This window comes from Actinomyces sp. 594 (genome assembly GCF_019325145.1).
In the GTDB taxonomy this organism is placed as follows: Bacteria; Actinomycetota; Actinomycetes; order Actinomycetales; family Actinomycetaceae; genus Actinomyces.
In genome coordinates, this window is the sequence record NZ_PIZC01000039.1 from 2,053 (window position 1) to 27,778 (window position 25,726).

Annotated in this window: 18 protein-coding genes; 12 read left to right on the forward strand and 6 right to left on the reverse strand. The window is 68.3% G+C overall.

The features are described 5' to 3' along the window. The coding region (locus GZ998_RS06470; protein ID WP_257505398.1) for a serine/threonine-protein kinase at positions 1 to 1,442 on the reverse strand (1,442 nt) is incomplete at its 3' end. A 192-nt stretch (positions 1,443 to 1,634) separates the two neighbouring features. On the opposite strand from GZ998_RS06470, the gene lipB reads away from it, so the two are divergent. The 9 genes from lipB (at position 1,635) to GZ998_RS06515 (ending at position 13,021) form a co-directional block, all read left to right on the forward strand. Then, complete coding sequence (gene lipB / locus GZ998_RS06475) at positions 1,635 to 2,318, forward strand: lipoyl(octanoyl) transferase LipB (RefSeq protein WP_162679377.1); 684 nt, start codon at positions 1,635 to 1,637, stop codon at positions 2,316 to 2,318. A gap of 108 nt (positions 2,319 to 2,426) precedes the next feature. After that, positions 2,427 to 3,446: a lipoyl synthase gene (gene lipA / locus GZ998_RS06480; protein WP_219109397.1), complete on the forward strand. Its 1,020-nt coding sequence runs from the start codon at positions 2,427 to 2,429 to the stop codon at positions 3,444 to 3,446. A 30-nt stretch (positions 3,447 to 3,476) separates the two neighbouring features. Beyond that, positions 3,477 to 4,199: a DUF4191 domain-containing protein gene (locus GZ998_RS06485; protein ID WP_161924117.1), complete on the forward strand. Its 723-nt coding sequence runs from the start codon at positions 3,477 to 3,479 to the stop codon at positions 4,197 to 4,199. A 145-nt stretch (positions 4,200 to 4,344) separates the two neighbouring features. Next, positions 4,345 to 5,769, forward strand: a complete 1,425-nt coding sequence (gene glnA / locus GZ998_RS06490) for a type I glutamate--ammonia ligase (RefSeq protein WP_161924118.1) — start codon at positions 4,345 to 4,347, stop codon at positions 5,767 to 5,769. A gap of 101 nt (positions 5,770 to 5,870) precedes the next feature. Then, entirely contained in the window at positions 5,871 to 6,818 is a 948-nt protein-coding gene (locus GZ998_RS06495; protein ID WP_162679374.1) for an ABC transporter substrate-binding protein, read from the forward strand. Positions 6,819 to 6,826: 8 nt separating this feature from the next. After that, positions 6,827 to 7,807 (forward strand): amino acid ABC transporter permease, encoded by a 981-nt coding sequence (locus tag GZ998_RS06500; RefSeq protein WP_161924120.1) that lies wholly within the window; start codon positions 6,827 to 6,829, stop codon positions 7,805 to 7,807. Then, positions 7,804 to 8,616, forward strand: a complete 813-nt coding sequence (locus GZ998_RS06505; RefSeq protein ID WP_162679373.1) for an amino acid ABC transporter ATP-binding protein — start codon at positions 7,804 to 7,806, stop codon at positions 8,614 to 8,616. Before GZ998_RS06500 ends, GZ998_RS06505 begins: the two co-directional genes overlap by 4 nt. 80 nt (positions 8,617 to 8,696) lie before the next feature. After that, complete coding sequence (locus tag GZ998_RS06510) at positions 8,697 to 9,032, forward strand: CU044_2847 family protein (protein ID WP_162679372.1); 336 nt, start codon at positions 8,697 to 8,699, stop codon at positions 9,030 to 9,032. Further along, complete coding sequence (locus tag GZ998_RS06515) at positions 9,029 to 13,021, forward strand: tetratricopeptide repeat protein (RefSeq protein WP_219109398.1); 3,993 nt, start codon at positions 9,029 to 9,031, stop codon at positions 13,019 to 13,021. The genes GZ998_RS06510 and GZ998_RS06515 overlap by 4 nt, the downstream gene beginning before the upstream one ends. A gap of 39 nt (positions 13,022 to 13,060) precedes the next feature. Here the strand turns inward: GZ998_RS06515 and GZ998_RS06520 are convergent, their stop codons facing one another. Genes GZ998_RS06520 through glnA (GZ998_RS06530) form a run of 3 tightly spaced genes read right to left on the reverse strand, consistent with a single transcriptional unit; the run spans position 13,061 to position 18,688 of the window. Continuing rightward, positions 13,061 to 13,711, reverse strand: a complete 651-nt coding sequence (locus tag GZ998_RS06520; protein WP_162679933.1) for a histidine phosphatase family protein — start codon at positions 13,709 to 13,711, stop codon at positions 13,061 to 13,063. A gap of 55 nt (positions 13,712 to 13,766) precedes the next feature. Next, positions 13,767 to 17,357 (reverse strand): bifunctional [glutamine synthetase] adenylyltransferase/[glutamine synthetase]-adenylyl-L-tyrosine phosphorylase, encoded by a 3,591-nt coding sequence (locus GZ998_RS06525; protein WP_219109399.1) that lies wholly within the window; start codon positions 17,355 to 17,357, stop codon positions 13,767 to 13,769. Further along, a complete protein-coding gene (gene glnA / locus GZ998_RS06530) occupies positions 17,357 to 18,688 on the reverse strand; it encodes a type I glutamate--ammonia ligase (protein WP_162679931.1) in 1,332 nt (443 codons plus the stop codon). Before glnA (GZ998_RS06530) ends, GZ998_RS06525 begins: the two co-directional genes overlap by 1 nt. A 763-nt stretch (positions 18,689 to 19,451) precedes the next feature. Here glnA (GZ998_RS06530) and panB point away from each other — a divergent pair. Further along, positions 19,452 to 20,369, forward strand: a complete 918-nt coding sequence (gene panB / locus GZ998_RS06535) for a 3-methyl-2-oxobutanoate hydroxymethyltransferase (RefSeq protein WP_162679930.1) — start codon at positions 19,452 to 19,454, stop codon at positions 20,367 to 20,369. Positions 20,370 to 20,491: 122 nt separating this feature from the next. On the opposite strand, the gene GZ998_RS06540 is transcribed toward panB, so the two are convergent. Together GZ998_RS06540 and nhaA are read right to left on the reverse strand one after the other, a co-directional pair. Next, positions 20,492 to 21,271 (reverse strand): histidine phosphatase family protein, encoded by a 780-nt coding sequence (locus GZ998_RS06540; protein WP_219109400.1) that lies wholly within the window; start codon positions 21,269 to 21,271, stop codon positions 20,492 to 20,494. Between the two features lie 92 nt (positions 21,272 to 21,363). Then, a complete protein-coding gene (gene nhaA, locus GZ998_RS06545; protein ID WP_161924128.1) occupies positions 21,364 to 23,259 on the reverse strand; it encodes a Na+/H+ antiporter NhaA in 1,896 nt (631 codons plus the stop codon). Positions 23,260 to 23,394: 135 nt separating this feature from the next. Between nhaA and map the strand changes: the two genes are divergently transcribed. Both map and GZ998_RS06555 read left to right on the forward strand, forming a co-directional pair. After that, the gene (gene map / locus GZ998_RS06550) at positions 23,395 to 24,285 is read left to right on the forward strand and encodes a type I methionyl aminopeptidase (protein WP_162679927.1); all 891 of its coding nucleotides are present in this window, start codon (positions 23,395 to 23,397) and stop codon (positions 24,283 to 24,285) included. Between the two features lie 212 nt (positions 24,286 to 24,497). Further along, positions 24,498 to 25,631, forward strand: coding sequence for a hypothetical protein (locus GZ998_RS06555; RefSeq protein ID WP_162679926.1), 1,134 nt, complete (start codon positions 24,498 to 24,500; stop codon positions 25,629 to 25,631). The last annotated feature ends 95 nt before the right edge of the window (positions 25,632 to 25,726 follow it).

Below are 25,726 nucleotides of genomic sequence, written 5' to 3' on the forward strand. Positions count from 1 at the left end.
CGCACCTCGGCTACCCGCCACGGCCCGGGCACGAGTACCAGTACCACGGCGCGCGCCGCCTGCGCCGGCACGGTACGCACCGCGCCGTCCGCGGTCATCCGCGTCGACGGCGATTGGGACTGGCGGATCTGCACCGCCCTGGCACCGTCCCAGGTGAGCGCGCAGTCGGCAGGCAGTTCTACCTCCACCACGCTGAGCACAGAGGTGTCCAGGTCCGCGACGCTCTCCCCCGCAGCCGCTAGTGCCTCCAGCGTTGCGGTATCGGCCTCCGCAGCGGGCGAGCCGGGCACAGTCGTCTCCGCCAGCGCTGCGGGATCGGCCGCATTCAACGCAGCATCGCGCCGTGCCGTGAGGTTTACCACCACGTCGGTCAGGGACTCATCCCCGGTCTGCGCCGACTGCTCCGACTGCACCGGCTGCGCGGACGCGCTGGCCTGCACGTCAGAAGGCGGTACTACGTGTGCGGCCGGTCCCACGCCTAAGAGCCCTGCCGCCGCAATAGCGCCCAACAGCCCGACGAGGCAGGCTCCAGCCAGTCGCGCCACTGCGGCAACGCGACTGCGGCGGCGCGGGCGCAGCCGCCGCGAGGCGACGACGCGGGTGGGCCTGGCTGCCGCCGCGCGCAAGGCACCCGCGGCCAGGCGGGCGCCATCGGGCAGGACCAGGCGCCCTGGCCTGGCGATCTCGTGGGCGCGAGCCGCCAGGGCACGGGCGCTGGGACGCGATTGCGGGTCGGGGTCCAGCGCGTCGGCGAGGATCCGCGCCAAGCGTGTCTGCAGGGCAGCGGAGCCGGATGAGCACTCCCGCAGCAGGGCTGCAAGGGCATATACGTCGGATGCTGGCGTCGCCGGCCCGCCGCTGCGTCGCTCAGGGGCCGCGCAGCCGTCGGTCCCAGTTTCCAGCACGCCGCCGAACAGGTCCACCAGCACCAGCCCGCCCTCGGTGGTGACCATGATGTTCGCCGGCGAGACGTCCCCGTGCGCCACACCGTGAGCGTGCAAGTGGGCCAGAGCACTGCCGACGTCGTCCAGGACCCGGGCGGCCTCGGCGCGGGTCAGTCCGCCGCGCGCCCCGAGGACCACGGCAAGGTCTGCGCCGGTGACCAGGTCTACCGTGACGGCTGCGCGGTCTCCGGGAAGAAAGATGACGTCGCGCACGGGAGCGATGCCGGGGTGGACCAGCGTGCGCATCTCATTAAGACGGCGCAGTGTGCGCGCACCGCCGGCGTCATCGGGCAGGTCGAGCAGGTGTATGACCACGTCGCGCCCGTCGGCGTCCAGGCCCCGGCGCGGTGCGCGGCGCCCCGGCGTGTCAGAACCCATGGGTGCCCCGACCGCGAGTCCCGAGCCGGTGAGGGCGTCCAGGAGCTCAGGGGGTAGCGCGTGGGCGGCGTCGCCCCGGTGCTCCGGCCGGCGGCGGCCGCGGTGTTGTCTGGTTCCCATGACCACCATGGTCCCCGGCTGTCCCGGCCACGGCCAGAGGCAATTGCCGACCTGTGGATAACCCGTCACATCTTCCCTTCCCGGTCGTGGCCGGAAAGGCCTTTTTACGCGGCTAGGCCCCGTCGGCGGCTCGGTCGGCTGTGGGCCTGTCCCGCCCGGGAGGGAGTCGTCTAGGCTGCCGCCGTGCAGCAACTGGAGCGAGTCGACGTCGGCCTGGGATCCAGGCTGGTGCCCTTCTCGGAAGGACTGGCTCTTCAGCAGCAGGTCCACGCCGCGGTAGCCGCTGGCAGGCCCGGCACGGTTCTGCTGCTGGAGCATGAGAGCGTGTACACGGTGGGGCGCAGAACCCACTCATGGGAGCGTCCCGAGGGCCCGCGGGTGGGCCCCGAGCAGGTGCCCGTAGTAGACGTTGACCGGGGAGGCAAGACCACGTGGCACGGTCCGGGGCAGCTCACGGCGTATCCGATTATTCGCCTCGCGCCGCCGATCGACGTCATCAAGTACGTGCGTGCGCTGGAAGCGGCGGTGATGGAGGTCTGTTCGGGTCTCGGTGTGAGCACCGTGCGTGTCAAGGGCCGCTCGGGAGTGTGGGTTCCGGCCGGCCTGAGGCACGACGGCAGCCGCGCGCCGGAGCGCAAGATCTGCGCCCTGGGGGTCCGGGTCGCCCGGGGCACGACCATGCACGGTATTGGCCTGAATGTCGCCCCCGATCTGGCCGCCTTTGACCTGGACCGTATTATTCCCTGCGGGATTACCGATGCCGGGGTTACCTCACTGGCCGCGGAGCTCGGCACCCGCTACGACTCCCTCCAGCTAGCCGGCCCGCTTATGTCCGCGCTGAGCAAACACCTGGCCCCGCTGATGGCCGACGCCTAGCACCGTTATCGGCGACACCCGGGCGACATCGTGGGCCCTCGGTCCCACTTCTCGCGGCAGCGGGCGTAAGCTGAGCAAACCATGGTCCTACGTTCCAGAGGAGTGCCAGTGCCCGACGCCGTCGCACCCGAAGGCCGCCGCCTGCTGCGCGTGGAGGCGCGCAATGCCCAGACACCGATCGAGCACAAGCCGAAGTGGCTGCGCACCCGCGCCGAGGTCACCGAGACCTACCAGGACGTGCGCAACCTGGTGCGCAGCAATGACTTGCATACCGTCTGCGCCGAGGCGAACTGCCCCAACGTCTACGAGTGCTGGAACGATCGCGAGGCCTCCTTCCTGGTTGCGGGCAGCATGTGCACGCGCCGCTGCGACTTCTGCAACATTGCCACCGGACGCCCCACGGAGTATGACCCCGGCGAGCCGGAGCGAGTAGCCAAGTCAATCGCCGAGATGCGGCTGCGCTACGCCACCGTGACTGGCGTGTGCCGCGATGACCTGCCCGACGGCGGTGCCTGGCTCTACGCCGAGACGGCCCGGCAGGTGCACGCACGCGTCCCGGGCTGCGGGATCGAGCTGCTGGTGCCGGACTTCCGGGGCCGCCAGGATGCCCTGCAGGAGGTCTTCAGCTCCCGCCCCGAGGTGTTCGCCCACAACCTGGAGACGGTGCCGCGCATCTTCAGGCAGATCCGCCCGGCCTTCTCCTATGAGGGCAGCCTGGACGTGCTGGCACGCGCGTCACGGGCGGGGCTGCTGACCAAGTCGAACTTGATCCTGGGAATGGGTGAGACCCGTGCCGAGATCGAGCAGGCGATTGCGGACCTCGTGGATGCGGGCGTCAACATCCTGACGATCACCCAGTACATGCGGCCGTCCAAGCTGCACCACCCGATCGACCGCTGGGTCAAGCCGCAGGAGTTCGTAGAGCTGGCGGCCCTGGCGGAGCAGATGGGGATCAGCGCGGCCATGAGTGGCCCGATGGTGCGCTCCTCCTACCGCTCCGGCATGCTGTGGGCGCGGGCCATGCAGGCCACGGGCCGGCCGATCCCGGACAACATGCGCGACCTGGCCGAGCCCGGCACCGCCCGTCAGGAGGCCTCCTCCCTGCTCGCCGGGCGCCAGGCCTCCTGACGGCCGCCGTCGTCGGCTAGAGTTGTAGGCGTGAGCACAGCCCAAAGCGCCCAGCCGAAGAAGAAGCGGCGCCTCGCACAGGTAGCCCAGAACCTCAAAGACTCCTATACGATCTCGCGGCGCAGTTACCCGTGGATCGGGTGGGCGCTTCTCGGCATCGCGGTGGCCCTGCTGGTGCTTGCCGGGGTGCTGGCCGCCGTTACCAGCCAGGCGCTGTGGTACTGGCTGCTGATGGCCGTGGTGTTCGCGCTCATGGCGGACATGGTCGTGCTCAGCCTGGCGACGCGCCGCGCCTCCTACATGCAGATCGAGGGGCGCCCCGGAGCCGTCAAGGCAGTGCTAGACCAGGCCGGCCGCGGCTGGTACGTGGAGGAGCAGCCGGTCGCCTTCAGCCCCAAGGGGCAGGACCTTGTGTGGCGGCTGGTGGGCCGCCCGGGCGTGGTGCTTGTGGCAGAGGGCTCCCCCGGCCGCACCCAGCACCTGATTGAGGAAGAGAAGAAGACCCTGCGGCGCATCCTGTCCACCGTGCCGGTGCACGTCATCTCCGTCGGCACCGCGGAGGGGCAGGTCAGGCTCATCCACTTGGAGCGCACTCTGCGGCGGCTGCCCACCAAGCCCACCAAGCTGACCAACACCGAGATCGACCGCGTGGCCAAGCGCCTGTCCTCCCTGTCCTCTAAGGGCCTGCCGATCCCGAAGTACCTGGACCCCAACAATATCCGCCCCGACCGCCGGGCGATCCGGGGCCGCTGACTCCCCCGCCGCCCGCACGCAACCCCATCCGCGCAGCGGCGAAACACCGCGGACACATTCGCGCCACCTTCGCGACACTACGCTGCCCTAGTCTGCCTGCACCCGCGGCGTGCTCACCAGACTCATACCCCGTTGGAGGAACTACATGTTCAGTGACGCTTCAGAAGCGCTGGCCTACATCGAGCGCGAGGGGGTGCAGCTGGTCGATGTGCGCTTCTGCGACTTGCCCGGGGTCATGCAGCACTTCACGATTCCGGTGGCCGCCTTCAAGGATGAGGCGCTCACCGACGGCCTCATGTTCGATGGCTCCTCGATCCGCGGCTTCACCGCTATCCACGAGTCGGACATGAAGCTCATCCCCGATGTCACCACTGCCTTCCTGGACCCCTTCCGCGAGCAGCGCACGCTGGTGATCAACTTCTCGATCGTGGATCCCTTCACCGACGAGGTCTACGCCCGCGACCCGCGTTCGATCGCCGCCAAGGCGGAGGACTACCTGCGCTCCACCGGCATTGCGGATACCTGCTACATCGGCGCCGAGGCCGAGTTCTACCTGTTCGACTCCATCCAGTACGAGACCACCCCGGCCTCCACCCGGTACCTGATCGACTCGGCGGAGGCGGCCTGGAACACCGGCCGCGATGAGCCGGGTGGGAACAAGGGGTACAAGACCGCTTTCAAGGGCGGCTACTTCCCCGTGTCCCCCAATGACCAGATGGCCGACCTGCGCGACCGGATCGTGAGCACCTGCATTGAGTCCGGGCTCGCGATCGAGCGCGCCCACCATGAGGTGGGCACCGCCGGGCAGCAGGAGATCAACTACCGCTTCGCCTCCCTGCTGGCCGCGGGGGACGACATGATGAAGTTCAAGTACATCGTCAAGAACGAGGCCTGGCGCAACGGCAAGACCGCCACCTTCATGCCCAAGCCGATTTTCGGCGACAACGGCTCCGGCATGCACACCCATCACTCGCTGTGGAAGGACGGCAAGCCGCTGTTCTTCGACGCGCGCGGCTACGGGCAGCTGTCCGACCTGGCCCGTTGGTACATCGGCGGCATACTCCGCCACGCGCCCAGCCTGCTGGCCTTTACCAACCCTTCGGTCAACTCCTTCCACAGGCTAGTGCCGGGCTTCGAGGCGCCGGTGAACCTGGTGTACTCGGCGCGCAACCGCTCCGCCTGCATCCGCATCCCGGTTACGGGCTCCTCCCCCAAGGCCAAGCGCATCGAGTACCGCGTGCCCGACCCCTCGGCCAACCCGTACCTGGCCTTCGCGGCCACGCTAATGGCCGGCATCGACGGCATCCGCAACCGGATCGAGCCGCGCGAGCCCGTGGACAAGGACCTGTACGAGCTGGCTCCCGAGGACTACCACGACATCGACAAGCTGCCGGGCACGCTCGACGAGGCCCTGGAGGCGCTTGAGGCGGATCATGACTACCTGACCGCGGGCGACGTGTTCACCTCGGACCTGATCGAGACCTGGGTCGATTACAAGCGCACCAATGAGATCGCCCCTATGCGGCAGCGCCCGCACCCCTATGAGTTCGAGCTCTACTACGACCTGTAGGCCGCGCCTCACGTCGACGCCGGCCCGACTGTTTGCATATCTATGCTCTGTTATGGATATCCTGTCGGTGGCTTTGGTCCGCTACCAGAAGGAGCCGTGTGATGACATCCGCCCTTGCCCGCGGGGCACGCCTGGTCGGCGGGTTGTGCCTGGCGCTCACACTGACGCTGCCGCTGTCCGCCTGCACGAATGCCGCCGACTGGCGATCCTCCCAGGCCGCCGGTGACGGCGCCTTCACTGGCTATGACACCTCCGGCATTCAGGCGCAGGAGGACATCATCGCCATGCTTCCCGAAGGCGCCCTGGCGGACGGCGTGCTGGACGTGGCCGCCTCCACGGACTACGCGCCCGCGGAGTTCCTGGACACCGACGGCACCGCAATCGGCTACGACGTGGACCTGACTAAGGCCATTGCCGCCGTCCTCGGGGTGGACTCCACCACGCATACCGCCGAGTTCGACTCCATCATCGCCGCCATCGGCTCGAAGTACGACGCCGGCATCTCCTCCTTCACGGTCACCGCCGAGCGCGAGTCCGCCATGGACATGGTGGCCTACATCAACGTGGGCTCCCGCTTCAACGTGGTGGCAGGAAACCCCGAGGGCGTGGACCCCTCCGACCACATGAACCTGTGCGGCCTGACCATCGGGGTGCAGACCGGTACCGCCCAGGAAGACGCGATGAACGCCGACTCCGCCGCCTGCACCGATGCCGGGCTGCCCGCGATCTCGGTGCGCTCCTACTCCTCCCAGTCGGAGGCCACCACGGGCCTGATTGGGCACGTGGTTGATGCCGTCTACTCCGACTCCACGGTGGCGGGATACGCCGTCGAGCTGACTGATGGGGCGGTGGAGACCGTAGGTGAGATCGAGGACGCCCTGCCCCAGGCCATTGTCCTGACCAAGGACGATCCGCAGTTCAACGCCGCCATACAGGCGGCCGTCCAGTACCTCATGGATTCCGGAACCTGGGAGGAGATCCTGAATGCGTGGGGCATTGAGGACGCCGCTCTTACCACCGCCGAGCTGAACCCGAACGTGGAGCAGTGATCACTACCATGACAACTCAGCCCGCTTCCGCCGCGGCTCTGTCCGGCACCGAGCAGCCGGTGCAACTGAACCGCCCCAAGCCGGTGCCGCGGCCCGGCACCTGGATCAGCGCCACGATTGTGGCCGTCCTGGGCGCGATGTTCATCCACGCACTGCTGACCAATGAGAAATTCCACTGGGGCACCGTGTGGTTCTTCTTCCGGGAGGTGCACGTGGTGCGGGCGGTCGGCTGGACACTGCTGCTGACCTTCCTGGCCATGCTGATCGGCATTGTGCTGGCGGTGACGACGGCGGTTATGCGGCAGTCCTCCAATCCGGTGCTGCGCGGCGTGTCACTGGCGTACCTGTGGTTCTTCCGCGGCACCCCGATATACACCCAGCTGGTGTTCTGGGGGGCGCTGTCGGCCCTGTACCAGTACCTGAGCCTGGGTATTCCCTTCGGGCCGGAGCTGATCACCTTCCGCACCACCACGGTGTTCACCCCGTTCGTGGCGGCGGTGCTGGGGCTGGGCATCAATGAGGGCGCCTACCTGTCCGAGATCGTCCGCTCCGGCCTGGCCAGCGTGGACCCCGGCCAGACCGAGGCGGCCGGTGCACTGGGCATGAGCAAGGGGCAGATTCTGCGCCGTATCGTGCTGCCGCAGGCCATGCGGGTGATCGTGCCGCCCACCGGCAATGAGACGATCTCCATGCTTAAGACCACCTCGTTGGTACTGGCGGTCCCCTTCACCCTGGACCTGACCTTCGTCACCAACTCGTATGCCTCCTACACCTACCAGACGATTCCCCTGCTGATCGTGGCGGCCCTGTGGTACATCATCATCACCTCGATCCTGATGGTGGGGCAGCACTTCATAGAGCGCTACTACGGCCGTGGCTTTGACGGCTCGTCCAAGTCCAGCGGCGGGCGGGGCATGTCCGCCCGCCAGCAGGCGATTCTCGACTCACACACCACCAAGGACTCCCCCTTCCTGGAGGTCACCCCATGAGCACATCGAACACGGCCGCGGCGGCGCAGTCCGGCGTCCCCAAGGTGCGTATTGCCGGCCTGCACAAGTTCTTCGGGGAGCTGCACGTCCTGAAGGGCATCGACCTGGTCGTAGAGCCCGGTTCGGTGACGGTGCTGGTGGGCCCCTCTGGGTCCGGCAAGTCCACGCTGCTGCGCTGCATCAATGAGCTGGAGACCATTGACGCCGGACGTGTGTGGGTGGACGGAGAGCTGATCGGCATGCGGGAGGAGCAGCGCCCGGACGGCACCGTGCAGCTGCACGCCCTGACGGATAAGCAGCGCGCCGCGCAGCGTTCCAAGATCGGCATGGTCTTCCAGCGCTTCAACCTGTTCCCCCACATGACGGCTCTGGGCAATGTCATTGAGGCTCCGATCCATGTGCGGCACATGCCCAGGGAGCAGGCACGTGCGCGCGGTGTGCAGCTGCTGGAGCGGGTGGGGCTGGGCGACCGGCTGGACCACTACCCCTCGCAGCTGTCGGGCGGGCAGCAGCAGCGGGTGGCGATCGCCCGGGCGCTGGCGATGGACCCGGAGCTGATGCTCTTCGACGAGCCCACCTCCGCCCTGGACCCCGAGCTCGTGGGCGAGGTGCTGCAGGTGATGCAGGACTTGGCGGCCGACGGCATGACCATGGTGGTGGTCACCCACGAGATGGGCTTCGCCCGGGAGGTCGGCGATCAGCTGGTCTTCATGGACGGCGGCCTGGTGTGCGAGTCGGGCAACCCGCTCGAGGTACTGGACCACCCCACTCAGGAGCGCACTCAGGCCTTCCTCGCGTCCGTATTGTGACCAGGTTGCGTGTGCCGCCCCTCCAGCTGCCGCTAGAGTGATCTGCGACACCTTCATTCCCACCGCTTCCCTGGAGCCTCATGGACACGCAGCTGATCAACGGTCGTATTGGTGACCAAGAGGTCCTCATTGAGGTTGTTCGTGCCCCCGGACGCGAGGAGCTGGCCGGTGTGCGGGACCGTGCGGCGGATCTGTTCGAGCGGGCAGGGGACGTGATTGAGGCCGCAGCGCATCAGGCCGCAGATACGGTCCGTCGAGTGTGCGACCAGGCGGAGCCACCCGATGAGATTACGATCCAGATGGGACTGAGCCTGTCTACCACTGGCACTGTCGTCGTCGCCTCCTCCACTACCACGGCTTCGCTGGCGGTATCCATGAAGTTCACTAACGTCTCCGGCAACCGGGGCGCCGTATGACAGCCGCCGCGGTGCCCGGTTACCTCGGGGTGGTTCTGAACGAGTCCGATGAGGCTGTTGGCACCTGCTGGTTGGCAAGTCCCGGGAAGGTGGTCACCGCGGCGCATGTTCTGAGCGCCGTCGGCGTGAATCTGGTGCAAGCGCACGCCGCACTGGCGGTACCCGACGCCGCAGCACCCGTCCCCGAGGGGAACTCCCCCGCTCCGCAGATCCGCCTGCGTCAAGGCTTGAGTTCCACCGCGGCAACCCTTCGCGCTCGCGTCCTGCACCTAGACCTGGTTCTGGACCTGGCCCTGCTAGAGGTGGAGGCCTCAACTTGGTCGGCCGAGCCAGCACGGCTCGCAACCACCGCTGGGATACAACCTGGTGCCGCCGTAAGCATTACCGGCGTCTCCAGGCGCCCCGATACTGCTGCCGAGCGCGTTGTTACTGCATCCAGCACCAGCGGACAGTTGGACGGCTGGGATTCCTCCAACGACGGCGCTGTTGAGCATTTGACCGTGAAGGCCTCCGGCGCGCAGCCGGGAATGTCGGGAGCGCCGGTCGTGCTGGCCGACGGCGGGGCTGTCATCGGCATGGTGACGAGCCGCTACAACTCCCCCGACGGCTGGGGCCGCGACCGGGTGTTCGCCGTCGGCGCGGAGTCGGTGGTCAGGTCATGCCGCCGCTGGCTGGAGGTTGAGCTTGAGGGTGAGCCGCGTCCCACCGAGGCCTTGCAAACGAAGATTCGCCTCGGGCCGGGTGACTTGGTAACAGTCTCCTGTTCGGCGCTGAGCGTCGAAGCGAGCGCGACGGTTAGTTCCAAGGCTGAACTGTTTGGTCCTGCGGAACGCCTACGGCTGGCTCGGGTCGGCCGCCCACTACCGGCGCATCATTCAGCGACCCAGGATCGGGACCGCACCCCACTGTTGGATGCGCTGGATGAGATGGGCGCCGCGCTCGCACGGGTCTTCCTGCCGGGTAAGGCTGGAGCAGCGCTCTCCCAAATCATTGCCAAGGCTGAGGCTCAGACCGTGCCCGTGGAGCTGGCGCTTGACGTCACCGCACGGCAGGACCTGCGCCACCTCCCCTGGGAGGCAATGCATGTGCCGGGAACCAGGCAGCCGCTGGCCCTGCATCACCTGGTTACCTTCTTCCGCAAGGCGGTGGCCTCCCCGGCCACGCGGCGCGTGCCCGGACCACTGCGGATTGTGGTGGCGATCGCCTCCCCGATTGAGGGCGGGGCCGATGCACTGGACTACCAGGCGGAGTTGCGGGCTATCACCACCGCCGTCCGCGAGGCGCGTAGCGCCAATGCGGGGGTCCGGATAGTCCAGTTCGCCACCACCGGGGAGATCCGGCGGGCTCTGGAACAGGAGAACCCGCACGTCCTGCACATCTCGGGTCACGGTGCCGCCGGCTTGCTCGTACTCGAGGACGAGCGAGGTGCCGCCCGGCGCGTCAGCGCGCAGGAGCTCATTAAGGAGGCAATCCCGGTTGGCGGTATGCCGCCGCTGATTTGCCTGGCCGCCTGTGAGACCAATGCGTCTGCGGATGCAGAGACTGCCTCCTTCGCCGATGAGCTTGTGGCTGCCGGGGCGCCGATTGTCATTGGCACGGAGGACGCGGTCTCTGACCACTATGCCACCCTGGTGTTCTCCAAGGTTTACGCCGAGCTTGCTGCGGCGCCGCAGCCGGATCCTGTTTATGCCCTGGCCCAGGCGCGTCGTGAGGTCGGACGGATATGCGCCGAAAGCTCGAATCCGCGCCATCAAACCGAGCAGGTGCTGGCGGGCTGGAGCGTGGTAACCGTCCAGGCCTCCAGCTGCGGGCAGCAGATCACCGCGCCACCAGAGAAGAAAGCGCAGTCGTCGGTGCCGCTGGCTTCCGTGCGCGCGATGAACTCACTGCCCTCGTTGGGCACCGGATTCTTCGTGGGACGACGCCGGGAGCAGCTGCGCGTGCCCCGATTGCTGCTCTCCGATACCCATGCCGGCGTGGTGTTTCACGGGATTGGAGGCATCGGAAAGTCAACACTGACCGCAGAGGTCCTCCGCCGTACCGCTGAGCTGCAGCCGGTGCTTGTGGTTGATATGAGTGGCACGGTATTAGTTGAGGAGCTCTTCCAGCGCATCGTGTCCCGCCTGCGCATCACCTTCAGTGATCAGCTCACCGATCCCGAGGTGAACCAGTTGCTGGGACTGCTGGCCAACACCAAAATCGGTTGGTCCGAGCGCCTGGAACTGCTGCAAGGCACGCTGCTGCAACAACTTCCCCTCATCCTGGTACTGGACAACTTCGAGGACAATCTCACCTTCACCGACGGCGCCTATCGCCTGACCGATCCCCTGCTTGCCGAGTTCCTGGCGCAGTTCCTGGCTGCTCCCGGCCGTGGCAGGCTGCTGGTGACCTGCCGTTACCGCTTCACCCTGCCCGAGGACGCTACGACGGCGCTGGAGTGGATTGCCCTGGAGCCCTTGAGCTTTGCCGAGACCACTCACCTGGCCTGGTCCTTGCCGCAGCTGGATGCTCTGGATATCTCCGATCTGCGTACCCTGTGGGCGGGTGTGGGCGGGCATCCCCGAACCCTGGAGACAGTGGATGCGCTGCTGAACCGGGGAGTGGGACGCCTATCCCGAATCACCACCGAGTTGCGTGGACGGCTCCGCAGCAGCCTTCCCGAAGGCGTTAGTCCGGAGGAATGGCTGGCGGAAGGGCGCACGCTTGATGCCGCCATTGCCGACTCCGTCACGGTCGCGGCCGACGATGTGCTTCTCCCCCAGTTGCTGGAGACCCTGAGCAGCGACGCTCAACGCCTCCTGCTGGGTATGGCCGTCTTCCGTGAGCCGGTCAATGCAGCCGCAGTACTCTTCGCCGTCGGCGATGAGGTTCCTCCCGCCAAGGCCTCTGCCGACGAGGATGCCTCGCTCGGCCTTCCGACGACAGATCTGCCGCTGCACGATCTGCTCCATGAGCTCGTTGGATCCACGCTGCTTACGGTCATCACGCTCGGGGACGGTGAGGACACCAGGTTCTTCGTTCACCGTTGGCTGGCGGAGGCCCTGGAACGTGTTGCGGCTACCGCCCGCCCGAATGGCGAGATGGAAGAGCTTGCCGCCGAACGGCATCGGCGTGCCGCCGAGTATTGGTGTTGGAGCTACCGGATGCGCCCGCAAGATGCCAGCTCTGGGCCCATGGATGCGCACGACTTGCTCGAGGCACGGCACCACTACTCCCGCTCTGGCGACGTGGAGGCCGCTGACAACGTTGCACAGGACACTGCGAGTATTCTTCATACCATTGCCTGGTGGGATGAGGAGCTCTCCCTCGCGCATCAGCAGCTTCGCGGCAGCAGCTTGTCCGACATCCGCCGCGCCGTCTGGGTCCACCAGCTCGGCATTCTCGCCCAGGCCCGCGGCGACTACGAGCAGGCCGAGGAGCGCTACCAGCACTCCCTCAAGATCGAGGAGCGGCTGGGCGACCAGGCCGGCATCGCCACCACCCACCACCAGCTCGGCAACCTCAACTATCTCCGTGGCGACTACGAGCAGGCCGAGGAGCACTACCAGCACTCCCTCAAGATCAAGGAGCGGCTGGGCGACCAGGCCGGCATCGCCACCACCCACCACCAGCTCGGCATGCTCGCCCAACTCCGCGGCGACTCGGCAGATGCGGTCATCCGCGCGTTTGGCGCCGCCATGGATCACACAGAGCGTTGTTCCACATCTGCTCAGGTACTGGGAATTGCAGCTTCTGTCGCTTCATACGCACAAAATCTAGGCGTGCCTGAACTCTTTGCCCGGGCGTGCATGTTTCTGGTCCGAAGGGCGCCAGAGAGCGCCAACCCCAAGGACACCCTCACGCAGGGACTATCCGGTCTGAAGTCGCTTTTCGACGCGGGTCATCAGGCCAAAGTTAATGCGTTGCTCTCGCCGTTCCTGGCCGAGTTTTCACCTGACGATGCACGCTCCATTCGCAGCTTCATACAGGGCGAGTCAGACCCCGAGTAATCGCGTCCAGCAGCCTCGGCAATCAGCCCGACCGCCCACCTACCGCACGGCGTCGGCCCGCCAGGTGCCCTCGTCCCAGTCGACCAGCCGCCAGCCTGACTCCGGGTCTCCCTCCACCACGCTGACTGCCGTGTTGCGCATGGGGTGGTTGGCGATCCAGGCCGGGTCCGCACCCCCGGCCGCGGCCGCCGCCAGCGCCACCCACAGGCGCAGGATGGTGCCGTGCGCAACCAGCAGTGCAGTGCCGCCGGTGCGGGTGGAGTTGTAGATCTCCTCCACAACCGTATTGAACCGGGCGAAGGTATCCGCGCCGTCCTCGGGGCTGCCGGGGATGCGCGCCGCCGTGCGCCCCACCATCCAGGAGCGAGTGGTGTCCGTGTAGCAGGCCACCGAGCGCACATCGGTGTTCATCTCCATCTCACCGGCCAGCACCTCACGCAGGCCGGGCCGGATGCGGGCCGCCAGGCCCGTGGCCCGCTCGATCGGGGCAATCGTCTCCCGGGCGCGCTGGATCGGTGAGACCCACAGCGAGGAGATCGCATCCAGATCCCCGCTCGACTCCAGGCGCGCGGGCAGCAGGGAGGCCTGCTCCACGCCGACGGCGTCTAGTGGGTTACCGGGCAATGCCGTGTCCAAAGCGCCGGCAACATTCGCGAAAGTTCGGCCGTGGCGGACAAGAAGAAGCTTCACGGCGCCTATCCTGCCAGGCGCCTCGACCGCTCCGCGACGTCGGCGGACAACATGCTCAAGACCACGGGTAAGGTCCGGCGCCGCGAGGCCCGCTCCCCCGCCGCCCCCCGTTCGGGCGGCCAGGTGGTACCCGCCGTACCGTCTTACCAGGTGCGGGCATGCGGGATCCCCGAGCGGCCGCCGCCCGGGGCGGGGTGGCGGGGCGGGCCGGGGCGGCATCACCGAACACCACGTGCTCAACCACGCGCCGCGCGTGCCTGGCCGTTCGGCGGTAAATGTCCTCAAGGTCCCGCTCGCTTCCGGCCGGGATCCCCAGAAGCCGGGCAACCAGGCGGATCTCCCGCTGGTCGGTGGGCAGTACCTGCACCCGCTGCCCACCCTCACGGCCGGTGCCGAGCACGGTGGCGGCACGCACCCGGGAGGCCAGCACCCAGGCAGCGGTGAGCCTGCCGGCGTCGTCGACCCCGAGCAGGCCCGCCTGTGTGGCGGCGGACAGCGCCTCCAGCGTCGAGGTGGTGCGCAGCCCCGGCACGCGGGCCGCCTGGGTCAGTTGCAGCACCTGGGCCGACCACTCGACGTCGGACAGGCCGCCGGGGCCCAGCTTGAGATGCCGACTCGGATCGGCGCCGCGCGGCAGCCGCTCGGCCTCCATGCGGGCCTTCAGCCGCCGGATCTCCCGCAGGCCGGCCTCATCCAGCCCCTCCGGATTCCACCGCAGCGGGTTGATCAGCTCCTCAAAGCGCTCCCCCAAGCCCGCGTCGCCGGCGCAAGCGCGGGCGCGCAGCAGGGCCTGCCGCTCCCACACCGAGCCCCAGCGCTCGTAGTACTCGGCGTAGGACTCCAGGCTGCGACTGACCGGCCCCTGGCGCCCCTCCGGACGCAGGCCGGTATCCACCACCAGGGAGTGCGGGCGCGCCTGGGCCAGCAGGCGGGCAACCCACTTGGCGACCGCCTCCGCCTCCGCGGCCGCCACATCGGCATCCGCCCCGGGGCGCGGCTCGTGCACGAACAGCACGTCAGCGTCGGAGGTGTAAGTGATCTCCCCTCCGCCCAGCCGCCCCATGGCGATTATGGCGTGGTCGGCGGTGGCGGCCGGCCAGCTCCCGTCCGCATCGGGCCCAGCGGCAACGGCGCCCTGCCCGTCGCGCTCGGCGATCACCAGGCCCGTGGCAACAGTGAGGGCGGCACCCAGGACGGCGTCAGTGGCGTCGCCCAGAATCCGCGCGGTACGCGCCGGATCCACGCCGTCAAGGGAGTCCGCCAGGGCGGCGCGGATCAGCTCCCGGTTACGCACGCCCATGACCGCGCGGATCGCCTCCGCGGCCTGCCGCTCCAGGCCGGCGGCGTCCGCAGCGGTGAAGGCACGACGTCGCAGCACCCGCTCGGTCTCAGCGCAAATCGCTCCGGGCGCACGGGGCGTCAACTCGGCGTCGTCATCGAGCCAGGTGATCGACTCGGGGCGCTCGGCCAGCCGGTCGGTGGTCCAGCGGGCCCCGGACAGCACCTGGCACAGGCGGCGGGCGGCCACCGGCGAGTCCCGCAGCATGGCCAGATACCAGTGGGATCCGCCGATTGACTCCGACAGGCGGCGGAAGGAAAGCAGGCCGGCGTCGGGATCGGGGCCCTGCCCGATCCAGCCGATGATCACCGGCAGCAGCTGGCGCTGGATGGCCGCACGCCGACTGACCCCCTCGGTGAGCGCCTGGATGTGGTGCAGGGCGCCGTCGGGGTCCAGGTAGCCGAAGGCCGCCAGCCGCTCCCGGGCGGCGTCCGGAGTCAGCGTCAGTTCCTCGGTGCTCAGGCTGGCCGCGACGCTCAGCAGCGGCCGGTAGTAGATCTCCTCGTGCAGCGCACGCACCCGGCGCCGCACCGAGTTGAACAGCTTGCGCACCGCGTCAGGATCGTGCAGCCGCCGACGGTCGATGCCCCGGCCGATGCTGCGCAAGTCTGTACGCCCCGCCGGCAGCATGTGGCTGCGACGCATACGCAGCAACTGGGTGCGGTGCTCCAGTAGCCGCAGCATCCGGTAGCAGTCGGCAAGCTCGGCCCCATCCGCCCGCCCCACATAACCAGCGGCCGAGAGCTGCGCCAGCGCATCCAGCGTGCTACGCGCGCGCAGCCGCTCATCAACGCGCCCGTGGACCAGCTGGAGCAACTGCACAGTGAACTCCACGTCCCGCAGGCCCCCGGGGCCGAGCTTGATCCGCCTGTCATCAGGGCCCGAGTGCGCTGACTCGCTCTCCACACGGCGCCGCATTGACCGGGCGTCATCCACGAAGTTCTCCCGCCGGCTAGCAGCCCACACCAGGGGTGCGACCCCGGCCTCATAGGCGGCGCCGAGGTCCCGATCACCGGCGCAGGCGCGCGCCTTGAGCAGCGCCTGGAACTCCCACGAGGAGGCCCAGCGCTGGTAGTAGGCCAGGTGCGAGTCCAAGGTTCGTACCAGCGCCCCGTCCTTGCCCTCGGGGCGCAGCGCCGTGTCCAGCGGCCACAGTGGCGGCTCGGTTCCGGAGGCGGAGGTGACGTGGGCGATCTCGGTGGCCAACTGCGTCCCGATCCGCACAATCTCCTCCTCCCCCGCCTCCGTCTGCTCGCCCGCGCCCGGATCGGCCGGGCCGACCACGTAGACGACGTCGACATCCGATATGTAGTTCAGCTCCTGAGCACCAGCCTTGCCCATGGCAATGATCGCCATGGGCACCGCGTCCGCGTCGGGGCCGACAACTGCGCGGGCAAGGGCCAGTGCCGCCTGCAGCGCCGCATCCGCCAACTCGCTCATGCGGCGACCCACCACCGGCATGTGGGCCAGCGGAGTGGCGGAGGTCAGGTCATCGGCCACAACTGCAAGCAGGCGCTCCCGGTAGGCCACACGCAGCGCGGTCGTGGCCCGCTCGGCCACGGCAGCGGGTACCGGCGCGGCAGACCCGGCGAGCGCGCCTAACACGGCACCGGTCAGGGCCGCCCCGGGCGCGGGCTGGCCAGGAGCGTCCCAGGCGTGTTCGGGAGCAAGGGCCTCCAGGTGCTCAGGATGCGTGATCAGAAAGTCGCCGAGAGCCTCGGAGGCGCCCAGCACCGCCAGCAGGCGGCGCAGGTGAGTCCGCAAGCACCCGGGCTGAGCCTCAGGGGAGGAGCCGGAGGGGCCGCGTCCACCGGCAACCTCGTCGCCGCCGCGCAAGGCGGGCGAGGCGGTATCGGTGGTGTCGGCGGTGTCGGCGCCATCGTGTGAGTCATCGGCCCGCAGCAGGGCGCGCAGCATGCGTGCGGGCTGGGCCACCCGAGTCTGCCCGGCGGCATCCCCGCCAATGACCGTGCAGGCCTCAGCCAGTCGCACCAGGGCTAGCACCGCGAGGTCGGGATTCGCGGTACTGCCGAGCTCGTCGACAAGGCGGGCGCGCACAGGGTCGAGTGCGGGCAGTTCCCCCTGCGTGCCCTTCCTAGAAACCGTCGGCGCGGCCGGCAGGAAGGGGTCTAGCGCCGGGTCGGTGATAAGGCCGTAGGCGCGCTCCACCTCCGTGAACCCGGCCCAGAGGAGCCGGGCCCGGGTACTGGGCCAGCGGTCATGTCTGCGGGAGGCGGGGCCGCCTGCCGGCGCCCCGGGCCCCGGCAGGGGCTTGCGCTCACTCCCGCTTCCACTATTTGAAGGCATCACAGGCGCGGGAAGAACTGGCTGATCTCGAAGTCGGTCACCTGGGCGTCGTAAGCCAGGTACTCGCGGCGCTTGTTGCGGCGGAAGAACTCGAAGGCATCCTCCCCCAGGGTGTCCGCCACCAGGTCCGACTCGGCCATGGCGGCCACGGCGCTCTTGAGCGAGGTGGGCAGCGCGCCAATGCCGAGCGACTTGCGCTCCAGCTCGGACAGCGCCCAGACATCGTCCTCGGCCTCGGCAGGCAGCTCGTACCCCTCCTCGATACCCTTCAGGCCGGCTGCGAGGATCACGGCGAAGGCCAGGTAGGGGTTGGCGGAGGAGTCGATGCCGCGGAACTCGATGCGGGCGGACTGGGCCTTGCCGGGCTTGTGCATGGGCACGCGCACCAGGGCGGAGCGGTTGTTGTGGCCCCAGCACACGTAGCTGGGGGCCTCGTCGCCGCCCCACAGGCGCTTGTAGGAGTTGACGTGCTGGTTGGTCACCGCGCAGATCTCGGTGGCGTGGTGCAGCAGGCCCGCAATGAAGGCGCGCCCCGTGGCGGACAGCTGGTACTGCCCGGCCGGGTCGTGAAATGCGTTGCGGTCCCCCTCGAACAGTGAGAAGTGAGTGTGCATCCCGCTTCCGGGCTGCCCGATGAAGGGCTTGGGCATGAAGGTCGCCTGGCAGCCCTCCTGCAGGGCGACCTCCTGCACGACTGCCCGGAAGGTCATGATGTTGTCCGCCATGGACAGGGCGTCGGCGAAGCGCAGATCGATCTCATTCTGGCCGGGGCCGCCCTCGTGGTGGGAGAACTCCACGGAGATGCCCATCTGCTCAAGCATGAGGATGGCGTGGCGGCGGAACTCGTGGGCCGTGCCGCCGGGCACGTGATCGAAGTAGCCGGCGTAGTCGGTGGGGATGATCCGGCCCTCGCTGTTGCGGTCCACCAGGTAAAACTCGATCTCGGGATGCACGTAGCAGGTGAAGCCGGCGTCGGCAACACGGGCCAGCTGGCGCTCGAGCACGGCACGTGGGTCAGTGCGGGCGGGCTCACCGTCCGGGGTGAGCACGTCGCAGAACATACGGGCGACGCTGTTGACCTCCTCCCGCCACGGCAGCATCTGGAAGGTGGAGGGGTCCGGGGACAGCAGCATGTCCGACTCGAATACGCGGGTCAGCCCCTCAATGGCGGAGCCGTCGAAGCCGATCCCCTCCTCGAAGGCACCCTCGACCTCCGCCGGCGCGATCGCCACCGACTTGAGCTGACCGAGCACGTCGGTAAACCACAGGCGGATGAAGCGAATATCGCGCTCCTCAATGGCGCGAAGCACGTATTCCTGCTGCTTGTCCATAATCCTGGCGTTGCCTCCTTGCGCGTGCGGTGTGGACCGGTGCGGGCGGTGTGCGGGCCCGGCCACCGCGGGCTTCCTCAGCCACCCTATCGGTTGGTTGGGTCGCCCGGGTTTCACGCCGGTGCGGCGGGCGCGGCCGGGCGCGGGAAACCAGCGCGAACTTGATGCTTCAGACCGGCGCATCGCGGGGTGAGGTACACGGTGAGCAGTGCCGGTTCACTACGCCAGACTTGTCTGCCGCCATCCACGTGCCTGGAAGCGGGGCCACCTGCTACGCCAACTTGCCTGCCGCCACCCCCGTGCCTGGAACCGGGGCCACCTGCTACGCCACTTCGCCGCCTGCTACGCCACTTCGGGGTTAACAACGCCTGTTAACGGCCTGCTGAAGGGCTGGGAGGTATACAGCAGGCCGTTAAGTAGCGTTGTTAACGTCCAACCGGCGTAGCAGACACTCGGTCCACCCACATACCCGCCCCAGACTCCCAACCAGCCCTTAGACACCACACCCTCAAACCGGAAGACCCCGATACGACCACCTCGTTCCAGCGGAGTCACGGCTACGACGGGCCCAACACGCCGATCATCTGGAACAAGGACTCGCATGTGATGCTCACGGGGAGCAGTTCGAACCACGACACCTAGATGCCTATCGTGGCCGTCAATAACTAGGGCGCTGCTGACCGCCTGGGCAGGAAGAGTGCCGCCCGCTGCGTCGCCTTGGATCCCAGGGGCGTCCGCCCCCATCCGCGAGTAGGCTCCGGGCATGAGCACTTCCGCTTCCGATCAGCCATCCGCAGATGCCACCGCGGCCGGCGCCTCCCCCGCCGAGCGCGCGACCACCGACGCCGCTACTCCGGTCGCAGCGGGACAGCAGATCTCACAGGTCAAGAAGGTGCGTGTGCACCACCTGCTGGGCGCGAAGCAGCGGGGCGAGAAGCTGACCATGCTCACCGCCTACGACGCGGTCACCGCGCGCATCCTGGATGCAGCAGGCACCGACATGCTGCTCGTGGGCGACTCGCTGGGCAACGTCATGCTCGGCTACGACTCAACCATGCCGGTGACCCTGGATGAAATGGTGGTGGCCACGCGCTCGGTGGCCAGTGCCACCACCCGGGCCCTGGTGGTGGCTGACCTGCCCTTTGGCACCTACGAGGCGGGCCCGGAGCAGGCCCTGGCCAGCGCCGTGCGGCTCATGCGTGTGGGCGCCAACGCCGTCAAGCTCGAAGGCGGCCGCCCCCGGGAGGCGACCGTGCGGGCCCTGTCTGAGGCCGGCATCCCGGTGGTCGGGCACCTCGGCTTCACACCGCAGTCGGTCAACAAGCTCGGGGGATTCCGTGTGCAGGGCCGCGACCAGGACGCCCAGGAGGCGCTCCTGGCCGACGCCCGGGCACTGGCGGACGCCGGCGCGGTAGCCGTCGTGCTGGAGATGGTGCCAGCGCCTGTGGCAGCGCGGATCACGCAGGCCTTGGCGGTGCCTACGATCGGCATCGGCGCCGGAGTCCACTGCGACGGTCAGGTCCTGGTGTGGACGGACATGGCCGGCATGACCGAGTGGAAACCGCGCTTCGTGCGCCGCTTCGGGCAGGTCGGCCAGGCATTGCAGCAGGCCGCCCAGGAGTACAACGCCGCAGTGCGTTACGCCTCGTTCCCCGGTCCGGCAGAGACCTTCGAGGCGTGAGTCGAATCCGGCGACGAAGCCGTTCCTAGCGGGCGGCTCGCCCCACCTGATCCGCCCGCCTGATCCACCCGGCTCCCGCTGGCTGTCAACCGCCCCGACCGGGAGGCGCCGGACCCCGGGGGCTAGCCGGCTAAGGTCTCATGCCTCGGCCTGCGGGGCGAGGCCGCCCCCGCAGGCAGGCCCTCCGGGTGCTCCCAGTCAATCGGCACGGGCACAACCCCGGTCAAGGCATCGCTGAAGTCCTTGACGGTATAGGTAACGCCCTGATTGCCGGGGTCCTCCGCCCAGGCGAGCAGCTGCGGGGCGCCGTCAGGGGCGGCGGGAGCGACCTCCACTGTGGTCACGGCGCAGTTGGCCATGGGCGCCATGCCGTAGATCCGGGGACCCACCCAGCGGGCCAAGATGGTCATCAGCGTCATGCCGTGGGAGACCACCAGCACACTCTCCTCACCGCCCGCATCCGCGGTGCCGGCGCGCAGGTCGGCGAGGACGCGGGCGATTGCGCCGTCTACGTCCGCGAGGTAGTCGCGGGCGCTGATGCCGCCGGGAGCACCGGGGTGTACCCCGGTCAGGACACCAGGTAGGTGCTGCTCCACCGGCAGGGCGGCTTGCATAACCGGGTCTGGTCCACCGTCGTAAACGCCGTAGTTGTACTCACGCAGGCCCGTGAGGTTCACCGGGACGACTCCTGGATGGGCCTGCAGGAGGATCCCGCCGGTCTCCTGCACGCGCCCCTGGGGACTGAAGTAGGCCCGGGTGAAGGGCACGTCTGCCAGGTAGTCGCGGCAGATCTCGGCCCCCCGGCGGCCCTCGGGCGTCAGGGGCGAGTCGGCGGCTCCCTGGGTACGGCGCTGCTCGTTCAGGACGGTGCGGCCATGCCGCACAAAGTAGATCCTCGCCATACGGCAATCGTATGGCAGCGCCAGCTGCCCGGGGCACGGGTCACGCGGAGCTGCCCCTGGCACGGGGCCGACGGCCCCTGCTGCGAGGCGCCTCAGTCGCGAGCCGCCTCGGTGCCGCCCGCCGCGGCCTGCTGCAGACGGTTGATCTCCTCGGAGAAGGTCCACCGGTTCAGGAGGCGTTCGAAGCGCCGCCCGTCTATGTAAACCACCGGGCCGGCGTCATCGGTTAGTCCCTCGACGTCGCTGGCATCGGCGAGCACCTTGGCCTCATCGACCCCGGAGTCGATGCGCTCCCACATCGCGTGGGCGTCTACGCCCACCTGCCTGGCGGCGCGGGTGATGGAGCGGGAGGTGATACCGCCGCGCAGTCCGGCCAGGGCGTCGTGGAAGTCCCAGAGACTGGGCTCATCGTTGGCGGAGGCGGCCTCTAGTGCGAGCGCAGCCAGGAGGCTCCCGGAGCCGGAGAGCTTGTGCCGCAGGATCAGCAGCACGTTCCCGGAGTCGATCAGCGGCTTAAGGCCGTAGAGCGCCTCGGTCAGCCGCCAGCGGTCCGCGTCGTCCATGTCGGCGTAGTTGATCAGTACGTGCGGGGCGTCCAGGCTGCCGAATGTCAGTTCGTGCTCGGGCTCGGGTGGGCGGCACAGGTTGAGTCCCGCGGGCTCGGGCAGCGGGGCGATGCGGCTGGTCACCTGGAAGACGAGGGTGGCCAGTACCAGTGCGAGCAGTGAGGCCAGCAGCACGCCGAGGCGGGCCTGGTCGCGCAGCACCTCATCCTCCAGGGCGATGTTGGCCACCAGCAGGGAGATGGTGAATCCCATCCCCGACAGGGCGCCCAGGCCCGTGATCCGCGGCAGATCCAGGCCCGGCATGCGTGAGGCGGGCACCAGCCACGCCACCAGGCCCGCTCCAATGACGACCCCCAGCAGCTTGCCCACCACCAGGCCGCCGACGACGGCCCACAGGATGCGGGAGGAGACGGCGGCGCCGATGGTGCCTGCACTCAGCTCCACCCCGGCATTGGCCAGCGCGAACAGGGGCACCACCAGGTAGTTGACATACGGCGGCAGTACGAAGGCCACTCGCTGATTAAGCGGCATCGAGTAGTTCAGGGCCTCCCGTAGCATCCGTGCGCTTCCGGGCGCGGGCGCCTGCCGGTACAGGGCCGCGAACTCGCCGGCTGCGTCGACGTCCTCGCTGCGCACGTTGTACACCGGCATGAGCAGGCCGATGAGCACGCCCGCGAGCGTGGCGTGCACGCCGGAGCAGTAGACCGCGTACCAGATGACCACGGCGAGCGCCAGGTAGGGAGGCACGTGCCAGACACCCCGCCGCGCCATCAGCCACACCCCGAGCAGGCCGGCTACCGCAGCGGCAAGTGCGACGTAGTTGAGCGACTCGGAGTAGAAGATGGCGATCACCGCCAGCGCGCCAATATCGTCGATGACGGCGAAGGCCAGCAGGAACAGGCGCAGGCGCGGCGCGCGCCTAGGGCCTATCAGCGCCAGCATTCCCAGGGCGAAGGCGGTGTCGGTGGAGATCACCGACCCCCACGCGTGCGCCCCTTCCGATCCGCCCATGACGGCCAGGTAGATCAGTGCCGGCACCACCAGGCCGCCTACCGCTGCCGCCGTGGGCAGCAGTGCGCGCCCCGGCAGCCGCAGCTCACCCAGCGTCAGCTCCCTACGCACATCCAGGCCCACCATGAAGAAGAAGACCGCCATCAGGCCTTCATCCACCCACTCGTGCAGGGTTAGGCCGACGCCGAAGGGACCGACGTCGATAGAGGCCGTCGTCTGCCAGAAGTGGTGGTAGCTGTTGCCCGTATTCGCCCAGATCAGGGCGGTGATGGTGGCCAGAACCAGGGCGATTGCCGCATAGGTCTCATTGGCCTGTAGCTCCAGCAGCCGACCTTGGCGGCGCAGATAGGTGTCGACGACGTCACGAATGTGGGTATAGGGGGCGTCGCCACGCACGTTGGGGATGCTCATGCAGTCTCCGTATGCAGTCGGAAGGGGACTTGAGTGGTGTCTGATCCGGTGGATGATTTTAAGCGGCCCCCGCGAATCGGGGCGGGGAGAGATCTGTCTCCCCCTCCCGGGAGCGCAGGCTCCTATGCTGGCGCCATGACTACAGCCACCCCCGCGCTCGCGGACCGGGCTCCGCGCGGCACCCTAATCAAAGGTGTTCTGACCCCCGAGCGGCACGTGCCCGCCTCCATTGCCCGCCCCGAGTACATGTTCCACGACGGGCCCGAGCAGGTTAACGCCCCCGATGTGAAGGACCCGCAGACGGTTGAGCGTATCCGTGCGGCTGGGCGGATCGCGGCGCGCGCTCTGGCCGAGGCGGCCAAGGCCATTGCGCCGGGAGTCACCACCGACGAGCTGGACCGCATCGCGCACGAGTACATGTGCGACCACCACGCCTACCCGTCCTGCCTGGGCTACATGGGCTTCCCCAAGTCGATCTGCACCTCCGTCAACGAGGTCATCTGCCACGGCATCCCGGACTCAACCGTGCTCAGGGAGGGGGACCTGATCAACCTGGACGTGACCGCCTACCTCGACGGGGTTCACGGCGACACCAACGCTACCTTCGCGGTGGGGGAAGTGGACGAGGAGACGGCGCTCCTGATCGAGCGCACCCGCGTCGCCATGGAGCGCGGGATCAAGGCGGTCAGGCCGGGCCGGGAGGTCAACGTGATCGGCCGGGTCATTGAGAAGTACGCCAAGCGCTTCGACTACGGCGTGGTGCGCGACTACACCGGGCACGGCGTCGGCGAGGCCTTCCACTCCGGTCTGATCATTCCCCACTACGACTCCGCTCCCCGGTTCGACGACGTCATGGAAGTGGGCATGGTGTTCACGATTGAGCCAATGCTCACACTCGGGACCGAGGAGTGGGAGCAGTGGGATGACGGCTGGACCGTGGTCACCAAGGACCGGTCCCGCACGGCCCAGTTCGAGCACACTCTTGTGGTTACCGAGGACGGCGCGGACATCCTCACTCTCCCCTGAGCGCGTTTCCATCCGACCGGGTCCGGTGCCCGCAGTCACAGTACCGGGCGTTGTTGCCGGGCACCGGGGAAGTTCTCCCCATCCTCGTGGCCGAGACGGATGCCCCATGAGCGTGTTTGCACGTGTACATTCATCTTCGTGACGTGTCCGCGACCGTTGCGAGCGGGCATCGAGTGACAACAGGAATCCCCTCTCCCGGAAGGTTTTTCGCTATGGCATTGCGCTTCAACCCGCCGCCGAACTGGCCTGCGCCCCCCGAGGGCTTCAACCCGCCGCCGGGCTGGCAGCCTGACCCCGCGTGGGGACCCGCACCGGAGGGCTGGCAGCTGTGGATCGAGGATTCCGTCCCGGACGGCAGCGCTGGTTCCGCACCGCAGGCGGGCTCGGCCCCCGACGCCGGCTGGGCCCCTACCCAGGCCGTGCCGACGGGCGCCTCCGCTCCCGTAGCTGACCCCACTGGTCAGTCGGCCTCCGCTCCTTCTGGTGACTATGCTGCCGGGGCGAGCCCGTACGCCGCCAACATGAATTACGCCCAGTCCCCCACGCCGTACCACAACCAGCAGCAGGCGCCGGGAGCTTCCCCGCAGGCCGCTGGCTGGCAGCCGATCGACGTCACGCAGGCGGGCATGCCCGGAGGGAAGAAGCCAGTCACTAAGCAGTGGTGGTTCTGGACCATCATCGGTGTGGTGGTGCTGGCCCTGGTCATCGGTATCGTCGTGGCGCTGTCCGGCGGTGATGACGACTCTGACAACCGCTCATCGTCAACGACCACCTCATCATCCAGCAATGACAACGGCACCTCGGGCAACTCCTCCGGCGGCAGCTCCGGCGGTGATCAGCAGGACGAGCCGTCTGAGGACGAGCGCGGCACCACGCTGGACAACCCGGGAGACCCCCAGGAGCAGATGATCACTTTCAAGGCGTCGGAGTACTCCGATGACCCTGACGCAACAATTGAGGTAGAGATCGGGTCAGTCGAGTGGAATGCCAACGCCTCGCTGAAGAAGGAGCTCACGGACTCCGGACGCTCCTACGCCTGGGAGGAGCCGCCGAGCGGTTCGGTGTACATGCGCGTTCCCGTGTCGGTCGTCTACAGGGGCAAGGGCCAGATGAGCTCCGGGTGGCTCTCCGTGGACTTCGTTGTGGATGGGAACACCACCGAGGCGGAGTACCTGTACAGCTCCAAGGAGTTCAGGACCCAGGACATGCCCCGTAGCGGCGGCAAGGCGGAAGGGTACTTCACGTTCCTGATCAGCGAGGAAGACGCGGAGTCTGAGGAGGCGCGCTTCGCCGTCAAGGGCTTCTACGGCACGGACGAGTACTACATGCAGGCCAAGTCCTTCTGAGCCGCGCCCAGTCGCTCGCCAACTCCGTCAGCTTCCCCCTACGGGTTGCCGACATCCATTAACCGCGGCGGCCCCACCCCTACCGGGTGGGGCCG